Raw genomic sequence first — 20,693 nt, 5'->3', positions numbered from 1 at the left:
GGGGCACTCGGCCCCCCAGCATGAAAACATCAGGTACGTGATGACACGCCTTACTCGATGGTGCGTTTAATCTCAATGGTTTCAAACACTTCGATCATATCGCCGGTGCGAACATCATTGTAGTTCTTCACACCGATACCACACTCCATACCGTTACGGACTTCGTTGACATCATCTTTAAAGCGACGCAGAGATTCCAGTTCGCCTTCAAAGATAACCACGTTATCACGCAGTACGCGGATCGGGTTGTGACGTTTCACCACACCTTCCGTCACCATACAACCTGCGATAGCACCAAATTTCGGTGACTTGAACACATCACGAACTTCTGCCAGACCGATAATTTCCTGCTTGTATTCAGGTGCCAGCATACCGCTCATCGCCTGCTTCACTTCGTCTATCAGGTCATAGATAACCGAGTAGTAACGCAGATCCAGACTTTCTGCTTCAACAACGCGACGGGCTGAAGCATCCGCACGCACGTTAAAGCCAAGAATAATCGCATTCGATGCGGCAGCCAACGTGGCGTCGGTTTCGGTGATCCCACCCACACCAGAGCCCACGATTTTGACTTTAACTTCATCGGTAGACAGTTTTTGCAGTGAATCGCAAATCGCTTCCGCAGAGCCCTGAACGTCGGATTTCAACACGATGTTCAACTCGGACACTTCGCCTTCGCTCATGTTGGCAAACATGTTTTCCAGCTTGGATTTCTGCTGACGCGCCAGTTTCACTTCACGGAATTTACCCTGACGATAGAGTGCCACTTCACGGGCTTTCTTCTCATCACGCACCACGGTCGCTTCGTCACCGGCAGCCGGTACACCGGACAGCCCCAAAATCTCTACCGGAATAGACGGGCCAGCCTCAGTGATTTCTCGGCCTAACTCATCACGCATCGCACGCACACGGCCATATTCAAAGCCACACAGTACGATATCGCCTTTGTTCAGCGTCCCTTCACGCACCAATACGGTCGCAACCGGGCCACGGCCTTTATCAAGGAAGGACTCGATTACCACACCGCTCGCCATACCGCTGTGAATAGCTTTCAGTTCCAGGACTTCGGCTTGCAGCAAGATCGCTTCCAGCAACTCGTCAATACCCGTACCGCTCTTAGCCGAGACGTGTACAAACTGCGACTCGCCGCCCCACTCTTCCGGCATAATGCCGTACTGTGACAGCTCGTTCTTAACGCGATCGGGGTCTGCTTCGGGTTTATCGATTTTGTTTACTGCAACAACTACCGGCACTTTCGCTGCCTTGGCATGCTGGATAGCTTCGATAGTCTGCGGCATGACACCGTCATCGGCTGCGACAACCAGCACCACGATATCGGTCGCCTGAGCACCACGAGCACGCATAGCGGTAAACGCAGCATGCCCCGGGGTATCCAGGAAGGTAATCATGCCGTTATCGGTTTCAACGTGATAAGCACCGATGTGCTGGGTAATCCCACCTGCCTCGCCTGCTGCCACTTTGGTAGAGCGGATGTAGTCCAGCAATGAGGTTTTACCGTGGTCAACGTGACCCATGATGGTCACCACCGGCGCACGCGATTCAGACTCAGAAGACAGGCCCGTATCACGATCGCTCATTACCGCCTCTTCCAGCTCGTTTTCACGGCGCAGGATCACTTTGTGACCCATTTCTTCCGCTACCAGCTGTGCCGTTTCCTGATCGATAACCTGGTTGATGGTTGCCATCGCGCCCAGTTTCATCATAGTTTTGATGACCTGAGAGCCTTTGACAGCCATCTTGTTCGCCAGCTCAGCCACAGTAATGGTTTCGCCGATCACCACATCACGGTTGACCGCCTGCACCGGCTTATTGAAGCCCTGTTGCAGCGTACTTGGTTTACGCTTGCCTTTACCGCCGCGAGTCACCGCACGGGCCTCTTCGCGATCGGCTTTCGATTCAGACAGGCGGCTGCCTTTTTTCTGTTTGGCAACTTTACTGCTGCGAGCACGGCCGCGACCACCTTCTACCTGACGATCGTTCTCATCTTCCGCTTCACGCGCATGATGAGACGTAGTGACATGGTAATCAGAGTCTTCGGTCTCTTCGCCTTCTTTCTCCCAGCGTCCGGCATTTTCTTCTGCCATCTTGCGAGCTTCTTCGGCGATACGGCGGGCCTCTTCTTCGACTTTAAGACGGGCTGTTTCCTCCGCCTTACGCTTGAGTTCAGCCGCTTCCGCTTCGCGACGCGCTTTCTCAGCCTGAGCTGGTTTAGTCATACTATCGTTCTGTTGATTGCTCACTTTCTCTTTTTCCGCTACGTCACGCTTAGCTTTTTCCACGGCCTCACGTTTGGCTTGCTCTTCAGCAACAGCACGCTTTGCCTTCTCTTCTTCCTCACGTTTTGCTTTGTCTTCAGCATCTCGTGTGGCTTGTTCTTCGGCTGCGCGTCGCGCCTGTTCTTCCGCTTCACGCCGTGAACGCTCTTCCTCTGCGGCTTGCTGCTGATCTTCGAGAGGATCGCGTTTTACATAAGTGCGCTTCTTGCGGACTTCTATCTGCACCGACTTACTCTTACCGCCAGTGCTGGGAATACTCAATGTGCTACGGGTTTTACGCTGCAACGTCAATTTGCTGGATGCCCCACCGCGTTCACGGTTCAGGTGAGCCAATAAGGTTTCTTTCTCGTGCTGAGTCACAGAATCTGACGCAGATTTGGTAATTCCCGCGTCAGCAAACTGCTGTATCAGGCGGTCAACCGGCGTCTGGATTTCTGCGGCCAGCGATTTTAGGGTTACATCTGTCATGCTGTTCCTTTCCTGCTACAGTTCGTTATTCGTTACTGCCACCAAACCAACAGATATTGCGTGCAGCCATAATCAGCTCACCGGCTTTTTCTTCATCAAGCCCTTCAATATCTGTCAGGTCATCGACGCCCTGCTCAGCAAGATCTTCCAGCGTGCACACACCACAGGCAGCCAGTTTAAACGCCATTTCGCGCGAGAGCGATGGTAAATTCAGCAAATCTTCCGCAGGCTGGCCACCACCACGATTCTCTTCATTAGCCAGCGCCAGCGTCGTCAAGGCTGCTTTAGCCCGTTCACGCAGTGCTTCAATGGTTTCTTCATCAAGCCCGTCAATCTCTTGCAGCTCATGCATAGGTACATAAGCCAGTTCTTCAAGCGATGAGAAACCCTCTTCAACCAGTGCGGTAGCAAACTCTTCGTCAACATCAAGATATTTGGTGAAGACATCAATGGCTGCGTGTGCTTCAGCCTGATGTTTCGCCTGCAAATCTTCAATCGTCATAACGTTCAGTTCCCAGCCACTCAGTTGGGAGGCGAGTCGAACGTTTTGACCATTACGGCCGATAGCCTGGGCCAGATTGCCAGCCTCGACAGCAATATCCATGGTGTGTTTATCTTCATCCACCACGATAGAAGCCACATCTGCGGGTGCCATCGCATTGATGACAAATTGTGCCGGATTATCATCCCACAGCACGATATCAATACGCTCCCCACCCAATTCGCTGGAAACCGCCTGAACGCGCGCACCACGCATACCTACGCATGCCCCGACCGGGTCAATACGTTTGTCGTTCGTTTTTACCGCGATTTTGGCACGAGACCCAGGGTCACGAGCGGCGGCTTTAATCTCAATAACTTCTTCACCAATTTCAGGCACTTCGATGCGGAACAGTTCAATCAGCATTTCAGGGCGGGAACGGCTGACAAACAGCTGAGCGCCGCGAGCTTCAGGGCGAACCGCGTACAACACACCACGGATACGATCCCCAGGACGGAAATTTTCACGCGGCAACATATCTTCTCGGCCAATAACGGCTTCAGCATTGTTGCCTAAGTCCAGGCTAATATTATCGCGATTTACCTTTTTCACGACACCGGTGACAATTTCGCCTTCCTGCTCACGGAATTGGTCAACCACCATAGCTCGCTCAGCTTCACGAACCTTCTGGACGATAACCTGCTTGGCAGTTTGAGTGGTAATACGGTCAAAGGTTACTGATTCAATTTGATCTTCAATGTAACCGCCGAGATCTATCGAAGGGTCTTCAAATTGGGCCGCATCTAACGTGATTTCACGCGTCGGCAGGGTAACTTCGTTCACCACCTGCCAACGACGGAACGTATCGAAATCTCCCGTTTTGCGATCAATGCAAACGCGTACGTCGATTTCCTGTTCGTATTTTTTCTTTGTTGCTGTCGCAAGCGCCGTTTCTAGCGCTTCAAAAATCTTCTCGCGCGGTACAGCCTTTTCATTGGAAACCGCTTCAACAACAGCCAGAATCTCTTTATTCATCCTAGTTGCCTCATCCAAACTTTAAAAGTGGGGTACCAGATTCGCTTTCTGGATGTTGCTCAGCGCGAACACTTCATCTTTGCCTTCCACCGTGACAGTAATCATCTCACCTTCAACAAATTTAATGATACCTTGCCACTTGCGGCGATTCTGGACGGCCATACGCAACACCAGGCTAACTTCCTCATTGAGGAAACGCGCATAATGCGCCGCAGTAAAAAGAGGACGTTCCAGACCTGGCGATGACACTTCCAGGTTATAGGCAACGGATATAGGATCTTCGACATCCAGCACCGCACTGACCTGGTGGCTGACATCAGCACAATCATCAACAGTGATGCCATCTTCACTATCAATATAGATACGCAGTGTAGACTGGCGTCCCCGGATGAACTCAATGCCCACCAGTTCATAGCCAAGGGCTTCAACAGGTGCCGAAATCATCTCTGTTAACTTTTGTTCTAATGTGGACAAGCCCACCCCCAAGACATAAAAAAAGGGCCTAATAGCCCAGTCATTCTGTTGTCAGATAACAAAAAACCCCGAGATATCGGGGCTTTATGCAACTGGACCCTGTTTACCACAGCGAAGCTGTAGTGTCACTTACCATGAAGTATTCTTTCAAAACCCACCGTACCGGGCATAATCTGGTGCAATACAGTTTATTTGAAAAAAAACTTTTCTGGGAAGTTAAGTGGTTGCGGGGGCCGGATTTGAACCGACGACCTTCGGGTTATGAGCCCGACGAGCTACCAAGCTGCTCCACCCCGCGTCCGAAAACGTGGCAAATACTACGCTGACAACCGCTAAATTGCAAGTTATCTATAGGATTGGTACCGAGGACGGGACTTGAACCCGTAAGCCCAATCGGGCACTACCACCTCAAGGTAGCGTGTCTACCAATTCCACCACCTCGGCATCACAATTTGCTATTACCAGCAGCATGGTGGCACTGCTGGTAAGACGTCCGCGATTATTTAGGAATATCGCTTGACGGTGCAGCTGGCGCTTTAGTTTGCTCGGCTTTCGCCGGCGCAGCTGGCTGATTCAGGTTTTCCCACTCACTGCTTTTTTTGCCGTGGCCGGAACTCATGTTGCCCAGAATCAGACTGAGTACGAAAAACAGCGTGGCAAACAGCGCCGTCATTCGGGTCATAAAGTTGCCTGAACCACTAGAGCCAAACAGCGTAGCGGAAGCTCCGGCTCCGAACGACGCGCCCATATCTGCACCTTTACCTTGCTGTAGCATAATAAGACCAACAAGTCCGATTGCTGATAGCAGGAAAATAACCAGAAGAGCTTCGTACATAGTTGTACCCGTTATTCGCCTCATCTTAAATCAGGTGAGGTATCAATAAGTTTTGCGTTTACCCGCTATTGACCGAGCAGGACTAACAACATCCTCTACAAAGCGGGTCTGAATACTAACCAAAGCCTCTGAGGTGCGCAAGGGTAATTTATCTCGCTGGAATCATTTGCAGAAAAAACCACCACAAAGAGCAAAAACAGTACTAAACGGGTAACTTTAACATGCCATTTCCTACTGGCGGTGGGGCGCAGGCACAGAAAACCACCGCCCTATCATCTGTGCCGTGCATAAAAATTTACCCGGCCGCCCTTACCGCATCTGCAATTTTATTTGCCATCTGCGTTACCGTTGCTTCATCTTCACCTTCAACCATGACACGAATTAGCGGTTCAGTGCCAGATTTACGTAACAGTACACGCCCCCGGCCGGAAAGCTGTTCTTCCACCATGCGGGTGACTTGCCTGACCGGCTCACTTTCCAGTGGGTTACCCTCACCATTGAAGCGTACATTCACCAGAACTTGTGGAAATAATGTCATACCGCTGCACAGATCATGCAGACTCATATGATTACGTACAATTGCCGTCAATACCTGTAACGCGGCGATGATGCCATCCCCCGTCGTGGTTTTATCCAGCAAAATAACGTGCCCTGAATTCTCAGCGCCAATCCGCCACCCTCGTAATTGCATCAGTTCAAGCACATAACGGTCACCAACTTTAGCGCGCGCAAACGGAATACCCAGCTGTTTTAATGCCAGCTCCAGGCCCATATTGCTCATCAGTGTTCCAACCGCGCCACCACGTAGTTGACCTTGACGCAGAGCCTCTCGGGCAATGATATAAAGAATTTGATCGCCATCGACCTTATTGCCGAGATGATCAACCATCATAAGGCGATCGCCATCGCCATCAAATGCCAGTCCCACATCAGCTTTTTCTGCCAGCACACGAGCCTGAAGCTGGGTAACATCCGTCGCGCCACATTGCTCGTTAATATTCATGCCATCAGGCTCACAGCCAATCGCAATCACTTTTGCGCCGAGTTCACGTAATACGCTAGGAGCAATGTGATAGGTTGCACCGTTCGCACAATCAACAACAATCTTCAAACCGTTCAGGCTCAGCTCGCCAGGGAATGTGCCTTTGCAAAACTCGATATAGCGACCTGCGGCATCAACAATACGGTTGGCTTTACCCAGTTCAGCAGATTCGACGCACGTTAATGGTTTCTCCATCTCCGCTTCTATCGCTTCCTCTACATCATCAGGTAATTTTGTGCCATCAATTGAAAAAAACTTAATGCCATTATCGTAATAAGGATTGTGTGAAGCAGATATCACAATCCCGGCTTCTGCACGGAAGGTGCGTGTCAGGTAAGCAACGGCAGGCGTCGGCATCGGTCCTGTAAAAGAAGCAGACAAGCCAGCAGCAGCCAGACCGGCTTCCAGGGCTGACTCCAGCATATAACCGGAAATGCGGGTATCTTTGCCGATAATGATTTTTCTGGAGCCATGGCGGGCCAAAACCTGCCCGGCGGCCCATCCCAGTTTTAAGACAAAATCAGGAGTGATAGGCAGGTCGCCGACCTTACCTCGAATACCATCAGTGCCAAAATATTTGCGACTGCTCATAATCTATTGTTATTCCTTTTCTGAAAGCGTTGCTTCAACGACACGTATTGCATCAACCGTCGCTTTTACATCGTGGACCCGAATGATGTGAGCCCCCTGCATCGCAGCAATAACCGCGCACGCGACACTGCCATGAATACGTTCAAGCGGTGGAACACCCAGCAATTGCCCAATCATCGATTTTCTGGACATCCCCACCAATAGCGGTAAACCAAAGCGGTGCAATGCGTCCAGATGTGCAAGAAGACGGTAATTATGCTGCAAATTCTTGCCGAAACCGAAACCTGGATCCAGTAACAACCGTTCGCGGGCAATCCCCGCAGTGGCACAACGTTCAATATGATGCTCAAAAAACATCGCGACCTCACCCACCACATCGTCATAATGCGGCGTGTGTTGCATGGTTTTCGGTATCCCTTGCATATGCATCAGACAGACTGGCAAGCCGGTTGCCGCCGCGGCTTCAAGCGCCCCCGGTTCGCCCAGCGCACGAATATCATTAATAAGATGTGCGCCCGCTTCAGCACAAGCGGTTATCACCTCAGGCTTGGACGTATCGACGGAAATCCAGATTTCGAAACGCTGCGCCAGCGCTTCTACTACAGGAACGACCCGCTCCAATTCCTCTTCGACACTCACTTCATCAGCACCTGGCCGGGTAGATTCACCGCCAATATCAATGAAAGTCGCGCCTGCGGTAATCATTTGTTCAGCATGGATCAACGCGGCATTCAACGTATTGTGACGGCCACCATCAGAGAAAGAGTCTGGCGTGACATTTAATATTCCCATCACCTGGGGGCAGGAGAGGTCTAGCACCTCACCGCGCACATTTAATTTCATTTTTACCTCTTACGTTTTCAGGCTGGGTATCAGTCCTGAGTCACCAGTAAAAAACCCCGGCAAGCCGGGGTTTGAGGTCGATAACGATCCTATCAGGTGACGGATGTTCTGTTATTTATCGTTCAACGGACCAGACACTGTGTTATCAGATGTCGGTGCTGGTTCATCCACCTGAGCAGGCGATTTAGGTGCACCGCCGTTGTCCGATGACGATGTATTTCCACCCGACGTCGGTTCTTCCCAGCCAGCGGGAGGACGAACATCTTTGCGAGCCATAAGATCATCAATTTGTGGCGCATCAATCGTTTCGTATTTCATCAGCGCATCTTTCATCGAATGCAGAATATCCATGTTGGACATCAACAATTCGCGGGCACGCAGATAGTTACGTTCAATCAGTGCTTTCACTTCCTGATCGATAATACGGGCAGTCTCATCAGACATATGCTTGGCTTTCGCAACAGAACGGCCAAGGAAAACTTCCCCTTCCTCTTCCGCATACAGCAATGGCCCCAGTTTTTCCGAGAACCCCCACTGTGTCACCATATTGCGAGCAATAGACGTCGCCACTTTAATGTCGTTAGAGGCACCGGTAGAGACATGCTCCGGGCCATAAATGATCTCTTCAGCAAGACGACCGCCATAAAGCGTAGAAATCTGGCTTTCCAGTTTCTGGCGGCTGGCACTGATAGCATCCCCCTCCGGCAGGAAGAACGTTACCCCTAAAGCACGGCCACGAGGGATAATCGTCACCTTATGCACCGGGTCATGTTCAGGCACAAGCCGCCCGATAATGGCATGACCGGCTTCATGGTAAGCGGTGGACTCTTTCTGGGCTTCCGTCATCACCATGGAGCGGCGCTCAGCGCCCATCATGATTTTGTCTTTCGCCTTTTCGAACTCAACCATCGATACAACACGCTTATTGCCGCGGGCAGCAAACAATGCCGCTTCGTTGACCAGGTTAGCCAGATCGGCACCTGAGAAGCCTGGCGTACCACGCGCAATCACCGAGGCATCAATATCCGGTGATAATGGTACACGGCGCATGTGAACTTTAAGAATCTGCTCACGTCCACGCACATCCGGTAAACCAACCACTACCTGACGGTCAAAACGACCGGGGCGCAATAGCGCAGGGTCAAGCACATCAGGTCGGTTAGTCGCAGCAATAACAATGATGCCCTCATTGCCTTCGAAGCCATCCATCTCAACCAGCATCTGGTTAAGCGTCTGCTCACGTTCATCATGCCCACCGCCAAGACCAGCACCGCGCTGACGACCAACAGCATCGATTTCATCAATAAAGATGATGCAGGGCGCGGCTTTTTTAGCCTGCTCAAACATGTCACGTACGCGTGATGCACCGACCCCGACAAACATCTCGACAAAATCAGAACCAGAAATGGTGAAGAAAGGAACTTTGGCTTCACCAGCGATAGCTTTCGCCAGCAGTGTTTTACCTGTCCCCGGCGGGCCAACCATCAGCACGCCTTTGGGAATTTTACCGCCCAATTTTTGAAAGCGGCTAGGCTCACGCAAATACTCCACCAATTCGGCCACTTCCTCTTTGGCCTCATCACAACCGGCAACATCAGAGAAGGTGGTTTTTATCTGGTCTTCCGTCAGCATGCGAGCTTTGCTTTTACCAAAAGACATCGCACCTTTACCGCCGCCACCCTGCATCTGGCGCATGAAGAAAATCCAGACACCAATTAGCAGCAGCATCGGGAACCAGGAAATGAAGATAGAAGCCAGCAGGCTTGGCTCTTCAGGCGGTTCACCGACCACTTTCACGTTTTTGGTCAGGAGGTTATCCAGCAGTTTTGGATCGTTGACAGGGATGTATGTGGTGTAGCGACTGCTGTCTTTTTTGACAACATTGACCTCGCGCCCGTTGATTCGTGCTTCACGGACCTGATCCTGATTCACTTCAGTCAAAAAGGTTGAATAATCCACCCTACGGCCATTCGACTCGCTGGGCCCAAAGCTCTGGAATACAGACATCAGCACCACCGCGATGACTAACCAGAGAATCAGGTTTTTCGCCATGTCACTCAAGGGATTAACCTCATATTACAACTGTATTAAAAAATAGCGTCAGAGTACTACAGTTTACGGCCTGTCGCTACAATGTACACCTCACGAGACCGGGCTCGAGAAGCATCTGGCTTACGAATCTTAACCGTCGTAAACAGGGAGCGAATCTCGCGCAGATACTCATCGAATCCCACGCCCTGAAAGACTTTCACTACAAAACTGCCACCCGGAGCCAACACATCCCGGCACATTTCCAGCGCAAGCTCCACCAGATACATAGCACGAGGAATATCAACCGCCGGGGTACCACTCATGTTCGGGGCCATGTCTGACATCACCACCTGAACTTTTTGGTCTCCCACCCTTTCCATCAGGGTTTTGAGCACTAATTCATCACGAAAGTCGCCTTGAAGAAAATCGACACCAACAATCGGATCCATCGGCAAAAGATCGCATGCAATCACACGCCCTTTACCACCGATTTGGCTGACCACATATTGTGACCACCCACCGGGTGCCGCCCCCAGGTCAACCACGGTCATTCCGGGTTTAAACAGCCTGTCAGTTTGCTGTATTTCATCAAGTTTAAACCAAGCGCGTGAACGAAGCCCTTTTTTCTGCGCCTGCTGTACATATTTATCGCTAAAGTGTTCCTGCAACCAGCGGGTTGAGCTTGCAGAACGCTTTTTGTTAGCCATCGATTTTCCAACTATTATTGATTAAACCAGTTATTGTCTTGAAGCCGCTGTTATTCTGAATCTGTATTGTTTGAATCAGTATTGCTCTAGACCGCGTTTCTTTAGGTTGCTCTCTTGCACCCTTTGCTGCGTCACAGCCAGTGACTTGACGCAGGGCCTACACCATAGACAGTGTCATCAATGATAGCCAATCATTATAGCCGGATTGGTGATAATCATGAGATGGCGGTAGAATGGTCTGTTTTCAATCCTAACCTAAGCAAAAAAGACGATGAATCTGAGTAATAAACAAAAACAACACCTGAAAGGCTTGGCCCACCCGTTAAAACCGGTTGTTATGCTTGGCAATAACGGCCTTACCGAAGGTGTCCTGGCTGAAATCGAGCAGGCACTAGAGCATCATGAACTGATCAAGGTGAAAATTGCCACCGAAGATCGCGAAACCAAAGGGTTGATTGTCGAAGCCATTCTGCGCGAAACCGGTGCCAGCAATGTTCAGGTCATTGGCCATACACTGGTGCTCTATCGTGCGTCAAAAGAACGCAAGATTGTGTTGCCGCGTTAACATTTTCCCGTTCAGGGTACCTTGTTTCACCGCAAGGTTCCATGACCTGCTGGTGAGAAAAAAGGCCGATATCGGCCTTTTTCCTTTCTTTACAAATTACCATCACAGCGGATTATCTGAATAAATTAAAGATATTCCACCTTCAGGATCTCATATTCAACAACGCCGCCAGGCGTAGTGATCGTCACGACATCATCACCTTCCTTGCCGATCAGACCACGAGCAATCGGTGAGTTAACAGAAATCAGATTTTGTTTAAAATCCGCTTCATCATCGCCCACGATACGGTAAGTTTGCTCCTCTTCAGTATCCAGATTCATTACCGTTACTGTAGAGCCAAAAATAACACGCCCATTCGCAGCCATTTTCGTGACATCAATGATTTGGGCATTAGACAGTTTGGCTTCAATCTCCTGAATCCGGCCTTCACAGAAACCTTGCTGCTCACGGGCGGCATGATACTCGGCGTTCTCTTTTAAATCGCCATGTTCACGCGCATCTGCGATAGCAGCAATGATCTCGGGGCGACGCACCATCTTCAGGTGTTCCAGTTCTTCGCGTAACTTTTCAGCACCACGCAACGTCATCGGAAATTGTTTCATATTGTCACTACCTCTAAAAAATCCGTACGGCTCACGTCACCGTCATCCTGATGCGGTAAAATCACCTGCAACGGAATCTCTCCATGCCAGTGCATTCTGACAATTTAAACAAAAACAGCCTAGCCCGGAATTTTCGTTCCAGACCAGACGCGTTTTTGCATTTTGATACGCATTTTACCCCAGAGTTCCGGTAGGGTCATCGTTTACTTTAGCCCTTGATGCGCCGTAGTATGACCACCTCGTTTCCCGGTACTTAGTTGAGATTATGCGTTTTTTATCGATTCTGACTGGCTTTCTTTGTGCTATCGCCCTGAATGTGGCGGCAGCTCCCATTGATGAATATACGAAATATTTACCTGATGGAGCCAATCTGGCACTGATAGCCCAAAAAGTGGGAGCATCTGCTCCTGCTATCGACTATCACAGCCAGCAAATGGCGCTGCCAGCCAGTACACAGAAAGTCATTACCGCGCTGGCAGCACTGCTGCAACTGGGTCCAGACTATCGTTTTGTCACCACAATGGAAAGCCACGGCTCGGTCTCAAACGGCGTATTGCGCGGCAATCTGATTGTACGGTTCAGTGGCGATCCTTCGCTCAAACGTCAGCAAATTCGAAACATGGTACAGGAACTGAAAAAACGTGGGCTGCGCGAGATTAATGGTGATGTTCTGATCGATACCTCGGTATTTTCCAGCCATGATAAAGCGCCAGGCTGGCCCTGGAATGACATGACACAATGCTTCAGTGCTCCCCCTGCGGCAGCCATTGTCGATAAAAACTGTTTCTCCATTTCACTCTACAGTGCCCCTAAAGCGGGAGAAAACGCGTTTATTCGCGTTGCCTCTTATTACCCAGTACATATGTTCAGCGAGGTTAGAACGCTGGCAAAAGGCTCACCGGATGCGCCATATTGCGAACTGGATGTGGTGCCAGGGGAGCTTAACCGGTTTACTGTTACCGGTTGTCTGACACAGCGGGCAGAGCCGCTGCCTCTGGCGTTCGCAGTTCAGGATGGAGCCAGCTACGCCGGAGCCATCGTTAAGGATGAATTGCAGCAAGCAGAGATACATCTCACAGGCAGTTTACGTCGCCAAAGCTTGCCGGGTACGGCGGGAACGGTGTTAACACAAACGCAATCCGAACCGCTGCATGACTTATTGACGACCATGCTCAAAAAATCAGACAACATGATTGCAGACACGGTATTTCGCACCATCGGTCATGAACGATTTAAAGTACCGGGGACCTGGCGGGCCGGCTCTGATGCAGTACGTCAGATATTGCGCCAGAAAGCAGGTATCGACCTTGGCAACACCATCATCGTTGATGGCTCCGGCTTATCCAGACACAACCTTATCGCTCCCGCCACCATGATGCAGGTTCTGCAATATATAGCTCAACATGATACAGAGCTGAACTACATTAAGATGCTGCCACTGGCCGGTTATGACGGCACGCTGCGCTATCGCGGTGGCCTGCACGAAGCCGGGCTTGATGGCAAAGTTTCAGCGAAAACGGGGGCCTTGCAAGGCGTCTATAATCTGGCTGGATTCATTACCACAGCCAGCGGTCAACGTATGGCATTTGTGCAATACCTGTCCGGCTATGCCGTGCCACCAGAAGATCAAAAAGAAAGGCGCATTCCACTGGTGCGTTTCGAAAGCCGAGTTTATAAAGACATCTACCAAAATAACTGACCGAGAATCACATAAAAAATTCCCTTATCTGCCAGGCAGATAAGGGAAACATACACAACTAACAAGCAAACTTTTAGATGGAGCGTTTTATCGTGGCATCAATACTTATTTGACGATGAAAGTCAACGCAGGCACTCAGCGCTGATAAACAATTTCCACACCCTCATCATCATCTTCATCCCAGTCATCATCCCATTCTTCTTCTGCTTCCGCCTGCGCCGCCTCCAGTTGTTCACGGTGGTAGTCGTCCCACATGAAATCCACTTTCTCTGGCGCTTTGCTCTCGTGTTCTTCCATGGCTTTCGGTTGCGTATTCAGGAAACTCATCACATCCCAGCACAGTGCATTCACACCTTCACGGCTAGCCGCAGAGATAAGGTAATATTTGCCTTCCCAGCCTAGTGCCGTTGCAATGTCTTTAGCGCGTTTTTCGGCTTCGGCTTTATCAAGCAAATCGACCTTATTAAATACCAGCCAGCGTGGCTTTTCCGCAAGATCGGCGCTGTAGCACTGCAATTCGTTGACGATCACTTTGGCATTTTCGATAGGATCAGACTCATCGATCGGAGCCAGATCGATAAGATGCAGCAACACTCGGCAACGCTCAAGATGTTTCAGGAAACGAATGCCAAGCCCTGCACCGTCTGATGCTCCCTCAATGAGGCCGGGAATATCCGCCACCACAAAGCTCTGCTCACTATCCATACGCACCACCCCCAGACTGGGTACCAGTGTGGTAAAGGGATAGTCTGCCACTTTAGGTTTAGCCGCTGAAACTGCACGAATAAATGTTGATTTACCCGCATTGGGCAGCCCCAACATACCCACATCGGCTAACAGCAACAACTCAAGCAGCAATTCACGTTCTTCGCCCGGTGTACCATTGGTTTTCTGTCTTGGCGCTCGATTCACGGAAGATTTAAAACGCGTATTACCCAGGCCATGCCAGCCACCTTTGGCAACCATCAATTGCTGCTGATGACGGGTCATATCGCCCAGCACTTCTCCCGTGCTTTTATCTAACACCCGGGTGCCTACCGGCACTTTGATAGTAATGTCTTTACCCCGCTTGCCGGTACAGTCACGGCTTTGGCCGTTCTGGCCACGTTCAGCGCGGAAAGATTTCTCAAAACGGTAGTCAATCAGGGTATTGAGGTTTTCATCTGCCAGCAGATAAACGTCACCACCGTCACCACCGTCACCGCCGTCCGGGCCACCGTTGGGTATGTACTTTTCACGGCGGAAGCTGACACAGCCATTACCACCATCACCTGCCACCACCAGAATGGTGGCCTCATCTACAAACTTCATGAACTGTCTCCGCAAAAAACCAATAGAGAATGATCGACGCGTTTGAATAATTTATTGGTTCTCTTTGGCGCAAAAACCTGAATTGATGACAGATAACCGTAGCATGTCATCTGCCATTGGAAAACCGACGCATCAGAACCGTTCTGATAAAAGGGCGCTGATTGTACCTGCTTGGCGCAAGGATTTCACCTGTATTAAAAATAATCAGCGCCGATTCTCTTCATCCTGCCTATTTTATAGCACGGGCATTTTTCCTCTGAAACCGCATCACTTGGCTGAAACCGTGCCTCGTCTAAAAGCGATAAGATGATGACCAACGGCCGCAAACATCGCCCCGGCCACAACCACAAATGCACCAACATAGCCGAGCATATTGAGTGAAGGGGCTGAAAATACCGTCGGCCAGGCCAGCGACAGCAAATCGGAAAACAACAGTGTAAACAACGGGGTCAGCGTAATAATGGTACTCACCTGAGCGGCCTGCCAGCGCGCCATGGCTTCAGCCAATGCACCATACCCCACCAACGTATTCGCGCCGCAAAATAGCAGGCAGGCCAGTTGCCAGCCAGACAGCTGCATCAGTACGGCTGGCTTTGCCAGCGGCGTAATAAAAAGCACACAGAGGGAATAGAGCAAAAAGAGCAATTGCTGTGAAGTTAGCCGACGCAGTAACACTTTCTGCGCAACCCCATACGCCACCCAGACGGCAGAGGCACAAATGCCAAGGAGAATCCCCAGCGTATAATCCGTCAGCCGGGTGAACAGTTCAGTCAGGCTATTGTTGAAAAACATTAGCAAGCCAGCAATCAGCACACCCGCACCAATCACCTGATTCAGCCGCATTTTTTCTTTAAGGATCACTACGCTTGCAACCATCAATCCTACTGTTGATAGCTGCCCGATAACCTGTGAAGCCGTTGGACTTAGGTATTGCAACGATGAACTGAATAAAACGAAGTTACCGAGCAACCCGCCCGTGGCTATTAAAAGCAGAACCCACCAGCGCTGATGATTAAATAAACGGGCCTGTGGCAATGCACCTTTTCGATAGAGAAAGAGCCCAAGCCCGACTGACGCAATCAAAAAACGATACCAGACGATGGTGTAGGGCTCCATCACCACCAGAACCTGCTTCATCGCGATTGGTAGCGCCCCCCAACATACCGCCGTGGTCAGCGCCAGACAAAATCCGATGCCAGCATTCTGTTTCATTACATCACCTGTATTATCACTTTTTTATTGCGCATTCTGCTTTACGACCCAAATGTAAAAAGCCCTGCAACACGTTGCAGGGCTTTTTGATTCAACCTGATACCGGATAATTACTCAGCAACGATGCTGATGTATTTACGGTTGTTCGGGCCTTTAACTTCAAATTTCACTTTGCCGTTAGACAGAGCAAACAGGGTGTGGTCTTTACCACAACCTACGTTGCTACCAGCGTGGAATTTGGTGCCACGCTGACGAACGATGATGCTGCCAGCCAGAACTGATTCACCGCCAAAGCGTTTTACACCAAGGCGTTTGCTTTCTGAGTCGCGGCCGTTACGAGTAGAACCGCCAGCTTTTTTGTGTGCCATTAATCCGCTCTCCTAAAACTTAAGCGCTGATGCCAGTGATTTTCACGTCAGTGAACCACTGACGATGGCCAGCCTGCTTACGGTAGTGTTTACGGCGACGAAACTTAACGATTTTAACTTTCTCGCCACGACCGTGAGCAACAACTTCGGCCTTGATTTTGCCGCCATCGACGAAAGGAACGCCGATTTTGACATCATCACCATTGGCAACCATCAGAACCTGGTCAAACTCAACAGCTTCACCGGTTGCGATGTCCAGCTTTTCCAAGCGAACGGTCTGGCCTTCGCTTACTCGGTGTTGTTTACCACCACTTTGGAAAACTGCGTACATATAAAACTCCGCTTTCCGCGTGCTTTCATGAATGATTTGAAGCGCGCTATAAATATTCACAATAGGGCGCGAATTCTACGCAAAAAACCTACTGATGACAAGCGCAGAATCAATCAATACGAAGAAAAAGGATACAACCCGTGAACTGTCGTTTATCTGTGTCGTTTTTCAAGTACAATCGGCCCTTATGTTCCGCTTTCAGTGCCGATACCCTCACCCTTTTCACGGCAGAAACACAAGCAATCAGTTGGCAGAAACAATGAACTTAGAGCAAATCACAGCGTTAAGCGCACAGGATATGGCCGCCGTCAACCAGACCATACTGGATCAGCTCAACTCCGATGTTGTGCTGATCAATCAGTTAGGGCATTACATTATCAGCGGCGGGGGCAAGCGTATCCGGCCAATGATTGCGGTACTGGCCGCAAAGGCATTGAATTATCAGGGAGATAAACACATTACTGTGGCGGCACTGATTGAGTTTATCCATACTGCAACCCTGTTGCATGATGATGTGGTGGATGAATCAGATATGCGCCGCGGCAAGGCAACCGCTAACGCTGCATTCGGTAATGCAGCCAGTGTGTTGGTGGGCGATTTTATCTACACCCGCGCATTTCAAATGATGACCAGCCTGTCATCGCTTCCTGTCATGACAGTGATGTCTGATGCCGTGAACGTGATTGCCGAAGGTGAAGTCCTTCAGTTGATGAATTGTAATGATCCCGATATTACTGAAGAGAGTTATATGCGGGTCATCTACAGCAAAACCGCGCGCCTGTTTGAGGCCGCAGCACAGGCCTCCGCGATTCTGGCCGGAGCCAGTCAGGAACAAGAGATAGCCCTGCAAGAATATGGCCGCTATCTCGGCACGGCGTTCCAGTTGATTGATGACTTGCTTGATTATAGTGCCGACGGCCAAACGCTGGGGAAAAATACCGGTGATGACCTCAATGAAGGCAAGCCAACCTTACCTTTACTGCATGCTATGCATCACGGCAATGAGGAACAGCGAGCCATGATCCGTGAGGCTATCGAGCAAGGTAATGGTCGCCACCTTCTGGAACCCGTTCTGAATGCAATGCAGTCTTGTGGCTCCCTAAACTACACCCGCCAGAGAGCGGAAGAGGAAGCAGACAAAGCCATTAGCGCGCTGCAAAGTCTGCCGGAAAGCGAGTTTCGCACCGCGCTCGAAGGGCTGGCCCATCTTGCCGTTCAGCGCGATTTTTAATCCCGCTTTATCTGTTTATTGCCCTGGCCTGTCATCCAGACGGGCCAGCATTCCTTTCGCGCCTTCGCGCAAAATATGCCCAACGATACGGGTACGCTCTTCAGCAGAAAGCTCATAGTAAAGCTGTATCCAGGTGTCTTCCTGCACCAGGTTGCCCGCTAATGCATATTCCGGCACCGAAGACTCATGCACAGCAGAGCGCATGTACATACTCATTTGGCGGCGGTCAGTTAAATTCCCGCATATCAATGAAATCCTGACCTCTTCGGGCAAACTCCAGATTGCGTACTCAACACTTTTTCCTCGCCCTCCCTTTCGACGCCGCCGCTCCCAGCCATGAGCTCTGGCTTTACTGTTCAGCCCCTGACGCGTTTTAGGCAACCCGGCAACGCCCAATAGCTCATTCGTTGCAAACCATGTTTTTTCCACCATCGTTCTCCCTTTCAGCTCATCCTGATATGAATACGCAACCATGTTACCAAAAAGTCGCGTTACGTTTCCATATAATAGACTAATTTTATTCAACCAACTAATTCGTAATTGTTAAAATTAAAGCTAATCAAAGGAGCGGACGACCTGAAACAGCGGGTTATTGCAACAAAGGTAGCAAACGGAAACAGAATGGTGTGACAAGAGAGGTTGAGGGAAGTTAATGAAGCCATTCCACAACAAACGCCGGGAATGGCTGAAGGGTTTAATAAGAGAATTTAATCAGAAAAATCTTTTATCAAAGAAGCGGTTGTCACGTTGACAAGCCCTAGCTGCTTCAGGGTAGAAGAGACACCTTCACGCATAATATACGCAATCAACTTTTCCCGTTCAGGCACAGACAGTTGATGGTAAATCTGGATCCAGACCGACAGCATATCCGACGGTTTAGCCGAATATTCACCTGGCGTTTCCTGCATCAGCAGTGTTTGCTGAACAGTCTGAGGCAAGCTATGAATAGAATATTCTACTCCACGTCCTTGTACACCTTTGCGGCGACGCTTTTCCCAACCATCTTCTCGGGCTCGCTTATTCAATCCTTGCCGTGATTTAGGGAGTCCGCCAATACCAACCAACTCGCTGGTCGCAAACCACTCTTTTTTCATGTCCTTTTCATCCCGATAGTGATACTCGTTACCTAATCAGATCCATTTGGAAATTAATTTGGAAATATTAAGGAAATTGGTGCTATATTATTTCCAAATAATGGTTTGTGGTTAGCGAAACCATTCACCATTAGCTGTTAGTTATACCATTAATACGCTGTCGTCTTAATAGCAATAAGGGAAGGATTATGAATTCAAGGAAAAATGACTGGCATTCCGCCGATATTATTGCGGCCTTAAGAAAGAAGGGGACAACACTTGCCGCTGTCTCGCGCGCTGCCGGACTCAGTTCTTCCACACTAGCTAATGCGCTATCACGCCCATGGCCAAAGGGTGAATGGTTGATTGCTAATGCATTAGGCATTCATCCATCAGAAATATGGCCCAGTCGTTATTACGACCCTGAGACTCAAGAACTGCTTGATAGAAAGAAGTTGATCCGTCCCTCTGCCGAATAACAGCCTGCAAAAACAGAGGCCGGAGAGTGTTCTCCGGCCTCATTTACATATTGCTTAATTGTCTGATTAACAATCACTTATTGACGAATTCTTCGCCCAGTACAATATCTTGCTTCAGCGTATCCAGCATGCTTACCAAAGCCTGCTGTTCAAACGCACTCAATGTACCGATGTCTTTGCGTTCAGCAACGCCCTCTTTACCCAGCAACAGGGGTTGTGCGAAGAAGCGCGCATATTTGCCATCACCTTCAACGTAAGCACATTCAACCACACCGCTTTCGCCCTGTAGCGCACGCACCAAAGACAAGCCAAAGCGCGCCGCAGCCTGCCCCATGGACAAGGTTGCCGAGCCACCACCGGCTTTTGCTTCCACAACTTCAGTACCCGCATTCTGAATGCGTTTGGTCAAATCAGCGACTTCCTGCTCAGTGAAGCTTACACCGGGGATCTGAGACAACAAAGGCAGAATAGTCACGCCAGAGTGCCCACCGATAACCGGCACCTCAATATCCTGCGGTAACTTACCTTTCAATTCGGCAACGAAAGTATTGGAGCGAATGATATCCAGCGTGGTAACACCAAACAGTTTGTTTTTGTCATAGACACCCGCTTGTTTTAACACCTCCGCTGCGATAGCTACAGTGGTATTCACCGGATTAGTAATGACGCCGATGCAGGCTTTAGGACAAGTACGGGCAATCTGGGACACCAGATTACGCACAATCCCGGCATTAACGTTAAACAGATCGGAACGATCCATCCCCGGTTTACGGGCAACACCCGCAGACATCAGCACAACGTCTGCACCTTCCAGGGCGGGAGTGGCGTCTTCACCACAAAAACCTTTGATTTTGACATCTGTAGGGATATGGCTCAGGTCAACAGCGACACCGGGCGTAACAGGGGCAATATCATAAAGAGAGAGCTCTGAACCTGAAGGAAGCTGGGTTTTAAGGAGAAGAGCAAGGGCTTGACCAATACCGCCTGCGGCTCCGAGAACTGCTACTTTCATCCTAAA

20 protein-coding genes and 2 tRNA genes are annotated in these 20,693 nt (G+C 50.0%); 4 read left to right on the top strand and 18 right to left on the bottom strand.

Annotation, left to right across the window (positions count from 1 at the left end; genetic code table 11):
• Positions 1-50: 50 nt before the first annotated feature.
• The 10 genes from infB to rlmE all read right to left on the bottom strand — a co-directional run bounded on the left by infB (position 51) and on the right by rlmE (position 10,804).
• Entirely contained in the window at positions 51-2,765 is a 2,715-nt protein-coding gene (gene infB, locus DAQ1742_RS03195) for a translation initiation factor IF-2 (protein WP_067486581.1), read from the bottom strand.
• 25 nt (positions 2,766-2,790) lie between these two features.
• The gene (gene nusA / locus DAQ1742_RS03190; protein ID WP_035339796.1) at positions 2,791-4,281 is read right to left on the bottom strand and encodes a transcription termination factor NusA; all 1,491 of its coding nucleotides are present in this window, start codon (positions 4,279-4,281) and stop codon (positions 2,791-2,793) included.
• Between the two features lie 21 nt (positions 4,282-4,302).
• The gene (gene rimP, locus DAQ1742_RS03185) at positions 4,303-4,755 is read right to left on the bottom strand and encodes a ribosome maturation factor RimP (protein ID WP_035345723.1); all 453 of its coding nucleotides are present in this window, start codon (positions 4,753-4,755) and stop codon (positions 4,303-4,305) included.
• 221 nt (positions 4,756-4,976) lie between these two features.
• A tRNA-Met gene (locus DAQ1742_RS03180) sits at positions 4,977-5,053 on the bottom strand.
• A 59-nt stretch (positions 5,054-5,112) separates the two neighbouring features.
• Positions 5,113-5,199, bottom strand: a tRNA-Leu gene (locus DAQ1742_RS03175).
• A 55-nt stretch (positions 5,200-5,254) separates the two neighbouring features.
• The gene (gene secG, locus DAQ1742_RS03170) at positions 5,255-5,590 is read right to left on the bottom strand and encodes a preprotein translocase subunit SecG (protein ID WP_035339794.1); all 336 of its coding nucleotides are present in this window, start codon (positions 5,588-5,590) and stop codon (positions 5,255-5,257) included.
• A 295-nt stretch (positions 5,591-5,885) separates the two neighbouring features.
• Positions 5,886-7,223, bottom strand: a complete 1,338-nt coding sequence (glmM, locus tag DAQ1742_RS03165) for a phosphoglucosamine mutase (protein WP_035339792.1) — start codon at positions 7,221-7,223, stop codon at positions 5,886-5,888.
• A 9-nt stretch (positions 7,224-7,232) separates the two neighbouring features.
• The gene (gene folP / locus DAQ1742_RS03160; RefSeq protein WP_035339790.1) at positions 7,233-8,066 is read right to left on the bottom strand and encodes a dihydropteroate synthase; all 834 of its coding nucleotides are present in this window, start codon (positions 8,064-8,066) and stop codon (positions 7,233-7,235) included.
• Between the two features lie 111 nt (positions 8,067-8,177).
• A complete protein-coding gene (ftsH, locus tag DAQ1742_RS03155; protein ID WP_067486578.1) occupies positions 8,178-10,127 on the bottom strand; it encodes an ATP-dependent zinc metalloprotease FtsH in 1,950 nt (649 codons plus the stop codon).
• Between the two features lie 47 nt (positions 10,128-10,174).
• Entirely contained in the window at positions 10,175-10,804 is a 630-nt protein-coding gene (gene rlmE / locus DAQ1742_RS03150) for a 23S rRNA (uridine(2552)-2'-O)-methyltransferase RlmE (protein WP_035339788.1), read from the bottom strand.
• 271 nt (positions 10,805-11,075) lie between these two features.
• Here rlmE and yhbY point away from each other — a divergent pair, with 271 nt between their 5' ends.
• Positions 11,076-11,369: a ribosome assembly RNA-binding protein YhbY gene (gene yhbY / locus DAQ1742_RS03145; protein ID WP_035339786.1), complete on the top strand. Its 294-nt coding sequence runs from the start codon at positions 11,076-11,078 to the stop codon at positions 11,367-11,369.
• 125 nt (positions 11,370-11,494) lie between these two features.
• On the opposite strand, the gene greA is transcribed toward yhbY, so the two are convergent.
• Positions 11,495-11,971 carry a transcription elongation factor GreA gene (gene greA / locus DAQ1742_RS03140; protein WP_035339784.1) on the bottom strand — a complete coding sequence of 159 codons (477 nt, stop codon included), beginning with the start codon at positions 11,969-11,971 and terminating at the stop codon, positions 11,495-11,497.
• Between the two features lie 265 nt (positions 11,972-12,236).
• Between greA and dacB the strand changes: the two genes are divergently transcribed.
• Positions 12,237-13,670, top strand: coding sequence for a serine-type D-Ala-D-Ala carboxypeptidase (dacB, locus tag DAQ1742_RS03135; RefSeq protein ID WP_035339781.1), 1,434 nt, complete (start codon positions 12,237-12,239; stop codon positions 13,668-13,670).
• 135 nt (positions 13,671-13,805) lie between these two features.
• On the opposite strand, the gene cgtA is transcribed toward dacB, so the two are convergent.
• From cgtA to rplU, 4 genes are all read right to left on the bottom strand, one after another.
• A complete protein-coding gene (gene cgtA / locus DAQ1742_RS03130) occupies positions 13,806-14,981 on the bottom strand; it encodes an Obg family GTPase CgtA (protein WP_035339779.1) in 1,176 nt (391 codons plus the stop codon).
• Between the two features lie 267 nt (positions 14,982-15,248).
• Positions 15,249-16,193 carry a DMT family transporter gene (locus DAQ1742_RS03125; RefSeq protein ID WP_035339777.1) on the bottom strand — a complete coding sequence of 315 codons (945 nt, stop codon included), beginning with the start codon at positions 16,191-16,193 and terminating at the stop codon, positions 15,249-15,251.
• 110 nt (positions 16,194-16,303) lie between these two features.
• Positions 16,304-16,561, bottom strand: a complete 258-nt coding sequence (gene rpmA / locus DAQ1742_RS03120) for a 50S ribosomal protein L27 (RefSeq protein WP_035339775.1) — start codon at positions 16,559-16,561, stop codon at positions 16,304-16,306.
• Positions 16,562-16,580: 19 nt separating this feature from the next.
• Positions 16,581-16,892 carry a 50S ribosomal protein L21 gene (gene rplU, locus DAQ1742_RS03115; protein WP_035339773.1) on the bottom strand — a complete coding sequence of 104 codons (312 nt, stop codon included), beginning with the start codon at positions 16,890-16,892 and terminating at the stop codon, positions 16,581-16,583.
• Between the two features lie 259 nt (positions 16,893-17,151).
• Here rplU and ispB point away from each other — a divergent pair, with 259 nt between their 5' ends.
• Positions 17,152-18,123: an octaprenyl diphosphate synthase gene (ispB, locus tag DAQ1742_RS03110; RefSeq protein WP_035339771.1), complete on the top strand. Its 972-nt coding sequence runs from the start codon at positions 17,152-17,154 to the stop codon at positions 18,121-18,123.
• A gap of 15 nt (positions 18,124-18,138) precedes the next feature.
• Here the strand turns inward: ispB and DAQ1742_RS03105 are convergent, their stop codons facing one another.
• Both DAQ1742_RS03105 and DAQ1742_RS03100 read right to left on the bottom strand, forming a co-directional pair.
• Positions 18,139-18,555, bottom strand: a complete 417-nt coding sequence (locus DAQ1742_RS03105) for a DNA-binding protein (protein ID WP_408609429.1) — start codon at positions 18,553-18,555, stop codon at positions 18,139-18,141.
• A gap of 275 nt (positions 18,556-18,830) precedes the next feature.
• A complete protein-coding gene (locus DAQ1742_RS03100; RefSeq protein ID WP_035339769.1) occupies positions 18,831-19,217 on the bottom strand; it encodes a DNA-binding protein in 387 nt (128 codons plus the stop codon).
• 188 nt (positions 19,218-19,405) lie between these two features.
• Between DAQ1742_RS03100 and DAQ1742_RS03095 the strand changes: the two genes are divergently transcribed.
• Positions 19,406-19,675: a helix-turn-helix domain-containing protein gene (locus DAQ1742_RS03095; RefSeq protein WP_071604054.1), complete on the top strand. Its 270-nt coding sequence runs from the start codon at positions 19,406-19,408 to the stop codon at positions 19,673-19,675.
• 73 nt (positions 19,676-19,748) lie between these two features.
• Here DAQ1742_RS03095 and mdh read toward each other — a convergent pair whose 3' ends face one another.
• Entirely contained in the window at positions 19,749-20,687 is a 939-nt protein-coding gene (gene mdh / locus DAQ1742_RS03090) for a malate dehydrogenase (RefSeq protein WP_035339767.1), read from the bottom strand.
• Between the last annotated feature and the right edge of the window lie 6 nt (positions 20,688-20,693).

Source organism: Dickeya aquatica (assembly GCF_900095885.1).
Classification (GTDB): domain Bacteria; phylum Pseudomonadota; class Gammaproteobacteria; order Enterobacterales; family Enterobacteriaceae; genus Dickeya; species Dickeya aquatica.
This window is presented reverse-complemented; position numbering and strand designations above follow the sequence as displayed.

Coding starts and splice junctions, on each gene's coding strand:
- dacB (WP_035339781.1), top strand. CDS start 12,237: ATGCGTTTTTTATCGATTCTGACTGGCTTTCTTTGTGCTATCGCCCTG.
- DAQ1742_RS03105 (WP_408609429.1), bottom strand. CDS start 18,555: ATGGTGGAAAAAACATGGTTTGCAACGAATGAGCTATTGGGCGTTGCC.
- cgtA (WP_035339779.1), bottom strand. CDS start 14,981: ATGAAGTTTGTAGATGAGGCCACCATTCTGGTGGTGGCAGGTGATGGT.
- infB (WP_067486581.1), bottom strand. CDS start 2,765: ATGACAGATGTAACCCTAAAATCGCTGGCCGCAGAAATCCAGACGCCG.
- DAQ1742_RS03125 (WP_035339777.1), bottom strand. CDS start 16,193: ATGAAACAGAATGCTGGCATCGGATTTTGTCTGGCGCTGACCACGGCG.
- mdh (WP_035339767.1), bottom strand. CDS start 20,687: ATGAAAGTAGCAGTTCTCGGAGCCGCAGGCGGTATTGGTCAAGCCCTT.
- folP (WP_035339790.1), bottom strand. CDS start 8,066: ATGAAATTAAATGTGCGCGGTGAGGTGCTAGACCTCTCCTGCCCCCAG.
- ispB (WP_035339771.1), top strand. CDS start 17,152: ATGAACTTAGAGCAAATCACAGCGTTAAGCGCACAGGATATGGCCGCC.
- yhbY (WP_035339786.1), top strand. CDS start 11,076: ATGAATCTGAGTAATAAACAAAAACAACACCTGAAAGGCTTGGCCCAC.
- DAQ1742_RS03100 (WP_035339769.1), bottom strand. CDS start 19,217: ATGAAAAAAGAGTGGTTTGCGACCAGCGAGTTGGTTGGTATTGGCGGA.
- secG (WP_035339794.1), bottom strand. CDS start 5,590: ATGTACGAAGCTCTTCTGGTTATTTTCCTGCTATCAGCAATCGGACTT.
- nusA (WP_035339796.1), bottom strand. CDS start 4,281: ATGAATAAAGAGATTCTGGCTGTTGTTGAAGCGGTTTCCAATGAAAAG.
- rpmA (WP_035339775.1), bottom strand. CDS start 16,561: ATGGCACACAAAAAAGCTGGCGGTTCTACTCGTAACGGCCGCGACTCA.
- greA (WP_035339784.1), bottom strand. CDS start 11,971: ATGAAACAATTTCCGATGACGTTGCGTGGTGCTGAAAAGTTACGCGAA.
- rplU (WP_035339773.1), bottom strand. CDS start 16,892: ATGTACGCAGTTTTCCAAAGTGGTGGTAAACAACACCGAGTAAGCGAA.
- rlmE (WP_035339788.1), bottom strand. CDS start 10,804: ATGGCTAACAAAAAGCGTTCTGCAAGCTCAACCCGCTGGTTGCAGGAA.
- glmM (WP_035339792.1), bottom strand. CDS start 7,223: ATGAGCAGTCGCAAATATTTTGGCACTGATGGTATTCGAGGTAAGGTC.
- DAQ1742_RS03095 (WP_071604054.1), top strand. CDS start 19,406: ATGAATTCAAGGAAAAATGACTGGCATTCCGCCGATATTATTGCGGCC.